Source organism: Lewinella sp., from assembly GCF_050633125.1.
Lineage (GTDB): Bacteria > Bacteroidota > Bacteroidia > Chitinophagales > Saprospiraceae > Lewinella.
On sequence record NZ_JBOEFX010000037.1, the window covers coordinates 15,338 to 28,862 of the forward strand.

The 13,525-nt window shown below is 39.0% G+C and carries 12 protein-coding genes; 2 read left to right on the forward strand and 10 right to left on the reverse strand.

From position 1 onward, the window contains the following. Window positions 1-2: 2 nt before the first annotated feature. The 3 genes from rbfA to ACRBG0_RS09235 form a co-directional block, all read right to left on the reverse strand. Complete coding sequence (rbfA, locus tag ACRBG0_RS09225) at window positions 3-383, reverse strand: 30S ribosome-binding factor RbfA (RefSeq protein WP_431486608.1); 381 nt, start codon at window positions 381-383, stop codon at window positions 3-5. Between the two features lie 52 nt (window positions 384-435). After that, entirely contained in the window at window positions 436-2,118 is a 1,683-nt protein-coding gene (locus ACRBG0_RS09230; protein WP_431486609.1) for a hypothetical protein, read from the reverse strand. Between the two features lie 71 nt (window positions 2,119-2,189). Then, the gene (locus tag ACRBG0_RS09235) at window positions 2,190-3,275 is read right to left on the reverse strand and encodes a sterol desaturase family protein (protein WP_431486610.1); all 1,086 of its coding nucleotides are present in this window, start codon (window positions 3,273-3,275) and stop codon (window positions 2,190-2,192) included. Between the two features lie 117 nt (window positions 3,276-3,392). On the opposite strand from ACRBG0_RS09235, the gene ACRBG0_RS09240 reads away from it, so the two are divergent. Beyond that, window positions 3,393-3,527 carry a hypothetical protein gene (locus ACRBG0_RS09240; protein ID WP_431486611.1) on the forward strand — a complete coding sequence of 45 codons (135 nt, stop codon included), beginning with the start codon at window positions 3,393-3,395 and terminating at the stop codon, window positions 3,525-3,527. A gap of 454 nt (window positions 3,528-3,981) precedes the next feature. Here ACRBG0_RS09240 and ACRBG0_RS09245 read toward each other — a convergent pair whose 3' ends face one another. Continuing rightward, window positions 3,982-4,947, reverse strand: a complete 966-nt coding sequence (locus ACRBG0_RS09245; RefSeq protein ID WP_431486612.1) for a hypothetical protein — start codon at window positions 4,945-4,947, stop codon at window positions 3,982-3,984. 365 nt (window positions 4,948-5,312) lie between these two features. Here ACRBG0_RS09245 and ACRBG0_RS09250 point away from each other — a divergent pair, with 365 nt between their 5' ends. Beyond that, window positions 5,313-8,459 (forward strand): CHAT domain-containing protein, encoded by a 3,147-nt coding sequence (locus ACRBG0_RS09250; RefSeq protein ID WP_431486613.1) that lies wholly within the window; start codon window positions 5,313-5,315, stop codon window positions 8,457-8,459. On the opposite strand, the gene ACRBG0_RS09255 is transcribed toward ACRBG0_RS09250, so the two are convergent. The 6 genes from ACRBG0_RS09255 to ACRBG0_RS09280 form a co-directional block, all read right to left on the reverse strand. After that, window positions 8,460-9,746: a hypothetical protein gene (locus tag ACRBG0_RS09255; RefSeq protein WP_431486614.1), complete on the reverse strand. Its 1,287-nt coding sequence runs from the start codon at window positions 9,744-9,746 to the stop codon at window positions 8,460-8,462. Between the two features lie 297 nt (window positions 9,747-10,043). After that, on the reverse strand, window positions 10,044-10,694 hold the full coding sequence (locus ACRBG0_RS09260; protein WP_431486615.1) for a hypothetical protein: 651 nt from the start codon (window positions 10,692-10,694) through the stop codon (window positions 10,044-10,046). A 4-nt stretch (window positions 10,695-10,698) separates the two neighbouring features. Beyond that, on the reverse strand, window positions 10,699-11,313 hold the full coding sequence (locus ACRBG0_RS09265; RefSeq protein WP_431486616.1) for a hypothetical protein: 615 nt from the start codon (window positions 11,311-11,313) through the stop codon (window positions 10,699-10,701). 58 nt (window positions 11,314-11,371) lie between these two features. Beyond that, on the reverse strand, window positions 11,372-11,623 hold the full coding sequence (locus ACRBG0_RS09270; RefSeq protein WP_431486617.1) for a hypothetical protein: 252 nt from the start codon (window positions 11,621-11,623) through the stop codon (window positions 11,372-11,374). A 485-nt stretch (window positions 11,624-12,108) separates the two neighbouring features. After that, complete coding sequence (locus tag ACRBG0_RS09275) at window positions 12,109-12,843, reverse strand: hypothetical protein (protein ID WP_431486618.1); 735 nt, start codon at window positions 12,841-12,843, stop codon at window positions 12,109-12,111. A 99-nt stretch (window positions 12,844-12,942) separates the two neighbouring features. Continuing rightward, the gene (locus ACRBG0_RS09280; RefSeq protein WP_431486619.1) at window positions 12,943-13,293 is read right to left on the reverse strand and encodes a hypothetical protein; all 351 of its coding nucleotides are present in this window, start codon (window positions 13,291-13,293) and stop codon (window positions 12,943-12,945) included. Window positions 13,294-13,525 lie beyond the last annotated feature (232 nt).

The window sequence follows — 13,525 nt, forward strand, 5'->3', positions numbered from 1 at the left end:
CCCTACTCCTCCTCTGCCGTCCCCATTTGGTCTTCTTCGTGAAGGCGATTGAAAAGGGTTTCTACGCGGTACATTTCGTCGATGGTTTCATCTTCATAGATGCCTATATTGGGTATACGACGTACATGCCGCTTGAGGCGATTCGCCAAAGCTGTACGCAGTCGAGGGGCTTCTTCTTCCAGCTGGAGGAGTACCGCCTGCTTGTTATCCGTGTTCCAGATACTGAGGTAGATTTTGGCCAGGCCCAAATCTGAAGACATTTTCACTTCCGTAACCGTAACCAGTGGCTGGCTACCGTAGATATAGACGCCAATTTCCTGCAACACTATGCTAAAATTCCGCTTCACGAGTTCGGCGACTTGCCGTTGGCGCTTCGTTTCCATTCCTTGTTGTTTTAATAAAGACTAATACACAAAGGAACTGAAAAAAGTTCGCTTATTCGCAATCATTGTTATTGTACAAACGGATAGCATCTTTCATCCGTCGCTCATTTCGTTTATACTCTCCTGCCCTGATTTGCTCTTGCAAAGCTTCACAATCGGGAAAATAAGCTGCAAAGGATTTTCGCCAATTCGTAAATGACAGATTGAATAAACTCAGCGGTTCTGGTTTTTCACCTGATTTATGAATAACAAGGGCAGCGTCCGGCTCGTTTTCTGTGTTTTCGTTTACACGAAAGGGGTAGTAGCGGTAGAGGCTTAACTTCGTCCCTCCTTCTAACACCTCCATGATATTCTTTTTTGTCCCCAGAGCAAGTAAGGGGGAATAATCAATGACAATAAAAGTACGCCCCCGAAACCCTGCTTTCGTAGTTTTATCAGGGTCAAAAAACAGGCTTTGGGTCTTGCCATCTTGTTCATAAACAAAGATCGTATTTCCCGATTCATAAAAACTTGGCTCGCGGAATTCACCATCTGAAAAAACAAAGTTACCCGTCAACGAATCACCGCTATTGGTGATCATATAACCTTCATATTGGACGGCGCGATCCCGGCGGCCATTGATCCTGATATATTGTGTGTAATCAACTCCCTCAGGGCCAACAGCATCGCTCAAATCAATCGCAAAATGCCGTGATGGTCGTTCGTTTTCCACTAAACTGGCTTCGATATCGTCTAAAGCATCCGTTAGCTGATTCGTCATTCTCTTGTTCTCTCCCAGTTCTTCACAAGTGGCCAAATAGGTACGTGCTTCGTCAAATTGTTCCAAGTGGGTGCTTACCAAGGCCAGGTTATACAAACAAGCGTAATGTACTTTTCTTAAACGTTTGTCATCAGTGGGCAGTAATGGAAGTTGTGCTTCCCAGAAAGCCTTTACGGGGGCCATTTCCTCTTGCAAAGGCTCCAATGCGCCATCGGCTGTCATTTTACTCAGGATACCGGCAGCCGTAGCAATATTAGCATCATGCTCGTCTCCATTTGGTATTTTCTTGCCCTTGGGCCACTGGAGGTCTATTTTCTCCGTGGTTACGCGGGTATCAAAATTTGTTATCAACAACTTCTGGTACTTTTCAAAAGTTCGGGGAATCAAGTGTTCACGAAATTCATTCAGCACGTCTTCCTTTTTCTTTTCCCAACTGGCGTCCAGTTCTTTGATAGTGGGAAAATAGCTGGCTTTGTTTTTCTTAAATTCATACACCATCCCGTTGGAACCATTATTTTCCACTTTCCTGAGCAATACTTCCCCTGAAGGGTCTAGTACCTGAAGGGTGATAGGATAACGGTAAACCACCTTTTTATAATAGCTGATGGTCGTCGTCTTGACGCTGTCTTTGGTGGTAGTGGTTTTGCGTTCTTCATTTGTCAACTGGGTAATATTCAATTCACCGATCTGAATATTAATATGAAAATGCCCACCTGCAATCAATTGCCGAAAGGATTCAAGCTGCAAATATTTTTCAATCAGCAACTGCGGAGAAGTCTCTGGTTTTAAATCGCTCAGATCCTGATCACCAAGCACGTTCACAGATACAGAATACGTATTGGAGGTTAAAGGAAAAGGCTGCTCCGGTAATCCACGATAAGTAATTCTTACCGATTCATTATTGACTCGTTGAGCATTAAGACTAAAGCCTATCAAGAGTATTGACAAGCAGATGATGGATGTTTTGAAATTCATTAATAGGGGTGTTATTTGAAATAAAGATACTGCTTTTCATTACCACTAAAAAAGACTCATTGGGTCAGTGCTTAGCTGTTCTTCAAATGGGAGTCATCACAAAAGGGAGCTGCGCTGGTACACTTGCAGTTACAAAGTCGGGCAGGGCCGCTCCGCTGGGCAGTAAAAAGTAAGGGTTTCGACTTCGTCCCATGATGCGAACCATCGCAAAAAGGTTGATTTTGGCTCCTACCGCATTGGCAAAACAGATAGCGCTCCCCTTCCTTTAAGTCTATCATAGCAGGCTCATTTTTTCGGGTGTCCTTTTTTGTAAACCCTCGGGAGATTTCCGAGCGAGGGTCATCCGACGCTACCAACGGATAAAGATAAGCCGCAGTCCAAGGTTCTTTCGGGTCATTTTCGAGGCCGTACAAAGTTGGAAATTCACGACTGTAATGGGCCGTCCCGAACAATTGATCCCATATAGAAAACATATTACCAAAATTGCCATTGGGGTCACTGATCCCATCCCGGCGGCTTTTACCATGATGGGCGTGATGAAAAGCTGGCGTAATAAAAATGCGTTCCCAAACACTCGCCAATGGCTGTAAAAACCTATTGCGGTAAAGCACTTTGTCATAAGCGATGGTGCTGTGAGAACTGATGATTATCAACTGTTTGAGCACCAAGCCCAAGGCCACTGCTTTTGCTCCTCCAAGAAACGTAAAGAGGCCAATCCACCAGATATTTGGCATAAACAAGTAGTAAATGGCCGCATTGCGATAAGACACAAAAAAGCCCATTTCTTCCGCCTGGTGATGGGGACGGTGGAGTTTCCAGAGAAATTCGTATTCGTGAGCAAAACGGTGGTACCAATATTGCAGAAAATCGTCAACAAGCAGAAATATCAATAAACTCCCCCACAGCGGAAACTCGGCTAAAGCAGCCTGCTGTGCTGGAAAAAACTGGCTCCCCAGAAACACCACCACCAAAACTAACCCTGGCTTCGTTAGCAACGACAGTACCATAAAAGCACCAAATTCCTGTATCCAATCACTGATCGTCCGTTGCGTTTTTTGCCAATAACCACCAATAATTTCCAACACAATAAAAAAGATAAGTATCCCCATCACCAGATAAATATCCATGTTCGGAACACCGAAAAGAGCATTATTCATAAGATTAGCGTATTTGTAATCAGACTGAATATAGTGATTTTAGGGATTATTAGAAACTGGTCAAATCACCATCAATGGACACCTGCGGAGATTGCCACATCTCGCAGCAAAAAAGACATGTTCCAGGCATACGAAAGGCGTCTGCACTGGGGCAAGATGAATACCTTTACCAGTGAACAGGCTACGGAAGCTTATCCTTTTTCAATGACTTTTACACTATCGATAGCACAAGATCCGGTGGGCGTTTTCTAAACGATTACCTGGCAAATTACTGCCCTAGTATTGCGTAAAAAACAGATTACGATTTTTGTGCTGTGCCCTAATCGTACTTAGGCTTTTTCAATTTCTTTTCCGCCTTTTTTTCTTTTGCGGTTTTAGCTGGCTCCTTCTTCACTGCTTTCTTTGAATCCTTGCTCTTTGCCATAATCAATTGGTATTTGAGTAGTTAATTTGGCAAGATAGGAGTACCGGTAGTGTTATCACCTAAATTGCCTTGCGAAGATTGCAAAAAAAACCACTCCAATTCAAATAATTTCCTTCTCGGATAATTTCCATAAATATGAGTCATCCCGAATTTNNTCGTACAAAAAGTCAGATAAATTATTCTTTTTAGCTATTTAATGACCCTTTCTAAATCAAAGTCAGGCTGGATTTTGGCCTTAGCCAAAATTCGGGATGACTTATGTTTATTAACCAAACGCTTTTCCTACTCCCAAAAAGCACTAAGACCTCTTAACCCCATATCCACGACCCTTTCACTTTGATTGGTATTTGTGGCATCTATGTCCCACTGGTCATTGCCATTCGTATCCTCCCACTCGAAGCTGCCATTTGTGGAAAACGACAAGGTCATGTACACATCTTCGGTTTCATCCCACGACACTGTCAACGGAATATCAAAACTACCTGCTACCACACAAGACCCCCTGGGAATAGGAGCATTCGCAAATGGATTGACAACCGTGGTGGCATCAGCAGGTGCTTGCCCTGTGCTAATCTGGTTATAACTACTATACGGTTCCGACAATTTGGTCTCAAAGCCCCAAAATCCCTGAAGTTTCGGTGCATTAACAGCAACCTCCAACTCATCCACCTGCAAATTATTGATATACGTATTGTACCCCACAAACGAAGCGATCGTCCCGGATTGTTGGGGCAAGGAGTTGATAACAGGAACATTGTTCAGGTTATACAGCACCTCATAATTTTGATAAGCAACCGATACCCGGATATGATGATAAACACCAGTATCGATAGCTGACAAAGGAATTTCTAAAAACACCTCCTCTTCGACGGTCAGCAATGCGTTATCAAAATCAATAGCTGTGGTAAAACCGTAGGTGTTCGGATTATTCGCTGGTACTTCTTCGCCTTTATAGAGAAACGCCCCTTGCTGGTAAGGCGTAAACTCATCCCCCACCAATTCAATAAAATGAGCACTCATGGTATTGAAGCTGGGCGTCTGCGTAGCATGAGTAGATGGCACTACCGCCGGGTTACCGAAGCTATCTAATCGCGCTTGATCCGAATCAAACCGGATTTTAATTTTAAGCATTTTATCGGTGATTCCGGAGGACGGTAGGTCTTCTTTGTTGCAGGTTGTGAGAATGGTGGCAAGTAGAAACATAAGGAGTACCGCTCCGCTACAGGTGAATGCTTTCCAGTTTTTCATAGGTAGTTTTTTGTATATATCCTATACGAGGTCATTTGTATATCACTTCAAATATAGGGTCTTACAAACAGGTATGTTATTAATCATTGTTCTCTTCAAAAAGGAAAAACAAGTACTGCTACAAGCGCTTTTTTCGATAAATTATTTGACTATTCGTTCATTTTTTATGTGTATATATCGTTTCTTTGCGAATAACGCAATTTACAACAAACAACATAAAACGTTAAAAAACATAGCTTTTTGATTGCGTACATCGTCCCCTACTTTAGAAGAAAGGCTAATTTTCTTTTCAAGCTGAAATTTATTATTTGTGTGAGCATCTGGGTTAGACACAGTCTAATTCATGAAATGGAGTAAGCTACAGTATGAAGGCGTTCAACGAATACTTTAGAGAAAACAGGTTTAGGGAAGCAAGGGATGATTTCCGCTCTCGCTTTGATGCTCCTCCGACGGGCTTCAAGGAGGTAGGGCAGCTAACGAAAGAAAAATTGAACGCTTTTAACCGATGGAGTGAAGCTTGTTTGTATTTAGGTGAAGAAAACTCGGGGTTCCAAGCCCTCAAACGTTTTGTTGAAGACTTAGAAAAGAATAGCCATAAAAACTGGACCTGGCTAAAAACACTAGATGAAAGACTGGCACTCGAAATCACCGAGTCCATCATCCACCTTTCAAATTTTTACTTCTACTTTGGTAAGTACGCGAAATCTTTAGATCTGGCAGAACTTAGCCAAAAACTAAAACAAAAGGTCCTCGATATCAAAAGTGATGCCCGCAACGCTAGGCCTTTGGCTAGAACTAGTGTCGTGATGGGGAAAGCATACTGGAAACTAGGAAACTTTTACGATGCGATCCTTTCCTTTTTGAGATCAATCGAGTATTTGATCATTGCAAACACCTATAACAATGACGAAGAAGGGTATATGGTAGGCCGTTGTTTTTGCCTCCTGGGAGAAGTATACCTTGATTTAAACAGCCTTGATCTCGCAGAAGATTTCCTAAAGAGTAGCCTCAACATTATGGAGAAGCGTTCTCAATTAGTTGACAATCATTTGTATGTAGGCATCGCAAATAATGTATTAGGCAGAATACTCGCAAGAAAGGGGAAAGTAGAGCTGGATTCCGCGAAAGCAGAAAGCCTCTTTTCAGATGCCAGAGATAGGCTTTATGAAGCTAAGTACTACCTGAGTGAGACATTTAAGGATGCTCCATTCCATCGTTATAGAGCAAATAACCTTTGCAATATAGCCATGAGAGATTGGTATTGCTTTTACCGTTTGACCGAACCTGAAGTCCGTTTTTCTCCTTCTAAAATCACGGAATTTGACAACGTAGTAGCTAAATTCAAAGATGAAATAGAGCATCGTGAAAAATGTTTCGACAGGGCTAACAAATACCATAGCAGTAAAGCAAATGCCCATATAAACCTTGCAAAAGTCTATCTACTTTCCAACTTATTAGAAAAAGCCAAAGCGTCTTCTCTATCAGCAATTAAGGTTCTTGCTCCTGAATTAGGGCAAGACCAGTGGTCTCTTCCAAAGAACAGCGAAGGAAGGAGAATGGAAGACATCTCCTGGATTACACTATTCAAAGCCCTGGAGGTTCACCTAAAAATACTATGGAAAGAGTTTTCAGTGTCATTGAGTAAAGACTGCCAAGTGCTAACCCCTTCCCAGCAATCTCTTTATGATCAAGGCATGAATGTAAGTCGCCTTTGTCTTGATATCTATAATAATGTTTTAAACAATGGTAATTCCCCGTTAAAAGTCAAAGATCCAGGCATTGTAAGAATGCTTTATTCACGACAGGCCAGTTTGATCATTGAATTGAGATTAAAATTTCTCTATAGGCAATACCAGTGCTACGATCAAAGCACCGGAGATAGTGCTGAATTGAACGATAAGATTTTTCAGAGTTTTCGTACCCAAAGGAATATCTTCCTGTCTTCGGTTAATGAACGAGGGATGGCTAATAACGAAGACGACACCAATAGTTTGTTCAACAAGACAGAAAAAAGCATCGTTGATATGCTCCAGGGGCTCACTGGTAAAGAACAAACAAATAAAGCTCAGAGAGAACGTATTATTCTAGACACTATTCAATATGTTCATAATGAGCAGATAAAATTAAAAAAACAGATTAAAATCAGGTCAGAATTTGTTGCTTCATTGAGGACACAAGAATCTTCGGAAGAAGATGGAAAAGGCAAAACAGACAACTTTAACTTAAATTCTATTTACAGTCATTTTGAAAAAACAAGAGAGGGTAAAATCCTGTCCTATGTTTTAGGAGAAGATAGCTTGTTTGTGATGATCATAAGTAATAAAGATAATGCCTTTGATTTTAAGAATCTATTAACCGAGCACCCCAACCCCAAACAAGCTATTGATGATATCAAAAGCAGTACTCATGAGATCGAGGCGATCATCAACAACACTATATGGGAAACAGGTAGACTTAGTACAAACAGGCCAACCAATAAACAATATGCAATTCTTGAACCTGAAATCAATACGCTCAACACTAATGACCTAAATGTTAAATTGTACCATCATTTAATTAAACTTAATAGCCTTCTAATTGCCCCTTTAAATTTAAGTGAGGATAAGAGAATTTATGTCATCCCAGATGGAGAGCTTAATTTTTTAAACTTCGGACTCCTAACACCTGATATAATTGAAAGTAAAAACCTGTTTCCTAGAGATGGTGAAGATGATAATGATTTCGGCACTTTTAAATTTAGTGACTTAGCATTCTTAGACCGTAGAATAGAAGTAAGTTATGCCATTTCATCCGAGAGCCTTTACAGCAATCATGTTCACGAGACTGCCGTAGCTCCTATGCCAATAAATGGCGCATTGAGCATGGTAGTAACTGGAAGAATAAATAATCAACAAAAATTTGAACGAACCGCAGAGTCTGATATATTCGTAAAAACGTATAATACAATTGCTAAACTAGCTCCCAATCAACATACTACTTTTGATAGTACTCAGCCCTATAAAAGAGAGGATTTTTACCAAGCCTATGAGAATGCTGCAATGGCTTACCTTCATGTACATTCAAGAAAACAGGATTTCGAAGACAATGAACATTTGCTAGGTTTAATTATTAACAATAGTAAAATTGAAGAAGAGAACCTTTTAACACAAGAACATATTCTCGAGCACTTACAGTCTAACACTCAACTATTACTCGTCCTTAATGCGTGCCGAGCAAAATGGGGTCGTATGGAAAGAACAGGAAGTATTTCCTCCCTACTAAATGCTTTTATAAAAAATGGCAGCAAAAATATATTATCAAATATTTATCGTATTGATGGGGCTACTGCCGAGAATATTTCAATCGATTTTTTGCGGAAGCTAATTAAAGGACACACGATGGGAGAAGCATTACATTTGGTCAAACGTAAGATGATCGAAAAGGGTACTTTTAGCCATCCTACTTACTGGGGAGCAAGCGTATTTTTTGGTAATGCGCAGTTGAAAATCCAACCTGCTCAAGACGACGAATAATTACCCTGTGAGTCCATCAAAAAGAGATATAGGATCTATTTCTTCCCTGCTATAATTTAGTGGATTAATATCTCCTAAAATCGTAAATACCTGCCATGCAGGCTGAAAACCGTCTGCTTCTACTAATAAATAATAACGCCCGGGCAGTAAGGTCGTTTCTTCGACGATGTCAATTTTTATTTCCTTCAATCCTTCTTCAGTATCCATATATTGATCAGCACTGTCATATTCATCAAGCTCTTGCCTTTCTTTATGATGGAGCGCTGGAAATATTCGAACTCTTACCTTTTTTATATTTAAAGAAAACTTCAAATATATAAATTCAGAAAAATCTAATACCTTAAATGGTTCTGCCTCCCATAACAAAGGAACAGTATCTAGTTTTTCTTCAGCCTTGTTGTTGTTATTATTTATTTTACTAAAATAATTCTCATATTGTTGTTCTATTGTCCCTGGAGGTAATTCTTCGGTTCTGCTTAATAGATTCCTGGCACCACTAACTGCTACCTCCAATGTAGACGCCACCTGCCTTTCCATAACTCCAGACATAGTAAAGCGATCTTTCAACTCACTTAATTTTTTATCAATATTTTCAATAGAAAGATCTTTCGTAAAAATATCTTCTAGTATTTCAATTTTATCAAATAACCTACTGACACTTTTGGGCGTATGACTATTCCCTAAAGATGTTTTTATTTTTTGACTTGTCATTTTTTCCGCCAGCTCCGATAAGGTATAATTATTATCCTTTGATTCTTTTAATAAAAATTCAATAGCTGTAATGTTATTAGCTTTAAAATAAGTCTTCTGAATACGTTTTCGAACCTTCAGTGCCTGATGGTCTTTATCTCTAAGATGTAATCCTTGCTTACTTGTTTTAACTTTTCTTTCCTTGGGCCTAGCCTTTGTTTTGCTATGAATAAAAATAAAATGAGGAAATGCTTGCTCTGAAACAGAGGGAGAATCTAAAAATCTAACTTTTAAGTTACTATCAACTAAATTTTGCAACCAAGGAATACTTTCTATTTCAGTGAAAGGTGTAAAATGAGAAATAAATAAAGGTTTGTTTCTTTTTTTTGCCGTCGAAATAGCCAAATCTAATTGTTCTGTAAAGTTCTTTTTATAAAAATTAAAATTAGCTATACTCTGAGTAATTTCAAAAGTATTTTCTTTAGATATATGAATTCCCTTCGAGAAAAATTGTTCTAGTTTTTTAAAATCTTCATCACTACCTAAGCTACTGAGTTTTAGATAAACAACCGTACTTCGATTTATATAGGAGTTCATAATAGGATTAGTTGTTGAAGTCAGACTTTCTTTTCAAGTTCAAAAAATGACGATAATCTGGAAAGATCTTCCTTCAGAAAAATACATAGTTTGGGTTTCTATTCCTACGTACTAGATACTTGAAAAGTTCCACAAAGGTAGGACAAGAGATATTAATGACAAAGAAATATGTTATTTTTTTGACAAAAAATATTACTCTCCTTAGTCAACGCTATTACTTAGTATAAGTTTGACTTTAAGGTCATTATATTCTCTGGAAAGTAAAATAGGTAATTATTTTGACAATTTTCAAAATAATTAATTGCACCAATCATCTTCATTGGCGATAACCTCTGAAAGATTACGAAAATAAACGTCGCCCTTATTTATAACTAAAGAAAATTCTACAAATAATTTATCTAACTCGCAAGGGCCTATCCTATATTTACTTTGTGCTAAATAATGGTAAACACTCAACTGCCTTTCCAATTCCGAGAGATACTTATCTAAAACGGATAGCCAGTCTACTAATTGCTTTTTTTGGCCTTCGAGATTACTTATTTGAGTGAAATGTTTTTGGGAAATAACTCTATTAGGGAACGCTATTTCCCCATAGAGGCTAGTCAGCCTTTTTCTGTTTTTTTCTATTCTTTTACAAAAAAGTGGGATTTCTGTCATATACCCCGTAACTTCTTTAACGTGACCAACAACTTGCTTCTCCCAATCTTCAATAGTGAGACGAGTACACACCGAATCATCTGCATTCTTTGAATAATGAACCACATTTAATACCCATGCATTTACCGTCACCGGATAAACATAAGTAAGCAGTCCTATAACAACAGCTATGTAGATAAACAATAGGTGTACCCACTCAACACCAGGAATAAGCAAGAGCAGAATCGGCACCCCAAGTAAAAGCCATTCGGACCCCTTCAAGCTATCGTCAAAATAGTCAACTGGTTTCATAGTCTTAGCGTTTTTTTTGTTGGCTAAAAAACCAAGCGGAAGCAACAAGTATCAATATCGCAAAGGCAATACGAAAAACAACTGGGCTTTTGTCAACTTGCTGCTGAATTCCACTGATCGAGACAATGGATGCCTGATTGGCATCGAGTGTGATATGATTGTCCTCCAAGTTTGAAAAAGCCTTACCGTCAGAAGATAATTCAACGTGAAAATTGGTAAATTTTTCAACCAAAGTCGTTCCTATATTTTCCACTGCTTCTGAAACTGCTAATTTCGTTCTGTCCGGTTCTTTTGAAACAAAGTCCTTTAATCCATCTATTTCTTCAGTCAGAGTTTCAACACTCTGTTCTAACACACCTATATACGCATCTTGCCTACTTTTTCGAGCCATGTGAATACTATCATTTTTCTGATAGTATTCATTTTCCAATACGAGTTTTTCTTCAACATTCCTCAGCGAGTCCAGCGAAAATTCAAGGCTCAATTTCTGAGCAATTAATCCCTGGTTTTGAGCCTTCAAATCGTTCGCCTTTTTATGCATAGTGTAAATGATGATACCAGATGCCCCAACGGACAAACTCAAAATTATCACAATTGAATACCTGATTAGCTCTTTCATTTCCGTTGATTTTTGTAGATAATATCAAATATTATAGCAGTACTCCAGATCGAGATACCTAAAGCCCCTGGGTTAGTGTACCCCAAGTGTCAGTAAACCAATTTTTAACCTTCGATGTACTTCGACAAATAAGGTAACTCGCTCGAACCTCTTTTACTTTCTTGATTTCAGCACTAGATAGCTCTTCGTACACCGTTGCGTAATCACTGATAATCCTTAGATACTCTGTATCTCTTGCTTCTACCTCAGCTGAAGAATACGATCCACAGCCTATCTCTATTCCATCTCCGAAGGCCGTAATATTCGTCATGAAAATGTCTTTCTCGCTTGGAGCAAATTGACATGCCCCAGCAAAAAGTAACGATAGCATAAAAGCGAAAATGGAAAATTTGTTAGTCCTCATCATGATTCTATTAATTGATCTAATTCATTACATTGTCATAAAACTACAATATATTTATGTAATTGACAAATAAATAATAATATTGACAAATAAATAGTGAAAACGCATTCTACTTAGCACTACGCTCAGTAAAAAGCGAGAACCTGAAAGGCGCTTGAGTGCGCCTATAGTTTTGAATAGGTTGAACAATTAAAAAACAAGGCTCTTTGGAAGAGCCACGAAGAGACAGGTAAAATACAAACGCCCCCTAACCCCAAAGGGATAACCTGACTATAGCCCCAATGGCAATATCATCATCCTGCCCCTGAAGGGGTGGCATTGCACAACTCATACATTTAGATTTTTGCCATAGCAATCTCGCAGAATAAAAAAATATCTTCACCTCACCCTATTCACTTTCTGACAATCATCCTCGTCGTTATTGAAGTAAGGGTAAAGTCATTCGTCCAAAAACTGCTTTTTACAGTGTACTTCCCATTATACAAATCACCAAGGGAGCTTGCATCAAAAATAATCAGCTCTTTTTCTGCTTCATCAAAGAACCATTTTGCCCTAATGCCCTTACTATTGAACCCTGGTAGAGATACCTCGTTTGTTAGGCTACTGAATGACAAGTGTTCCTTGTCAAAAACGCCCACCAGTTCATAGTCATATTTAGTATCAGGAATCATTTCCTTTCCTTCGAAGTAAATACGTTCTATATGAAAGCGATTAATGGCCTCATTGGGTTCCAAAAAATCACGATCATACTCCAATAAAACCCACAAAAAAAGCAGAACACCAATAAGCATAAGCCCCCCTAACAACTTCCCGTAAAGAGGCATATATCGAGCTATCGGAACTCCAGAAAGATACTTATCCAATTTAGTAACAAAAAGAAATCGATGCCTTTTCAAGTCACCTTTCTCCTTTAACTTATGCTCAACCAGTAGCCTATCGGCATCATGGTAAGTTGATCTCGGCACGCGTATTATTGCGCCAGCATTTCCAAACGGATCATGTCTTTTTTCGCTCACCAACCGATATTCGTACAGTGCCTCGTACTTTATATTTTCTCTTTCCAAAAGAGCACACGCTGCCTCAAAGTCTGTTTTTATACTCGTCTCGAACAGCTTAATGTAAGGCATAGGAGCAATTTTAGATTGGGAAGTTTTGCCGAGGGCTATTATTCAACAACTATCTGAACATCTGATGACCAGCGTACTGCCAAATTGATAAATTTCAAACTATTCTCCTCCCTTGTTACGTTGAAATTTTACACATTGAGAACCGCATCGTACAATTTCCATCTTTTCACCATCAGGTAGAGTTATCACTTCTGGTACGTTATTAATTAAATGAAAAATCAAAAAGCCATCATTCATATTCGCTCCTGGCAAGATCAAGATCTCTTCATACCAACCAACATTACTATTTTTCTCGTAGCTCGCTCCATTTTCATATTGAATCCGCTTTTCTCTAAGATCTGAGTTACTGTCTCTCAAAATAGTCGAGTCTACCTCATGATATACCCTATCCATATAAGACGTAAATCCTTCCACGTATTCATTTCCATTTTTATCTGTAATGAACTTCATCGGTGGCAGGCTAGATAGATAGATAGCTATCAAATACAAATCCTTCTATCTGCCCATATCGAATCTTAGACCAGTGGCCTTTTAGGTTATACTCGGACGTCCCCTCACTTTGTCCTGGTATAAACAGTTCCTTCACCTCCTGCAAGGAAGAATAATACAGATAAGCATATCGCGAATATTGTCATGTCTATTAGGTTTTTGAAAACTGAATTCTGTTTGAGACCAACTCCAT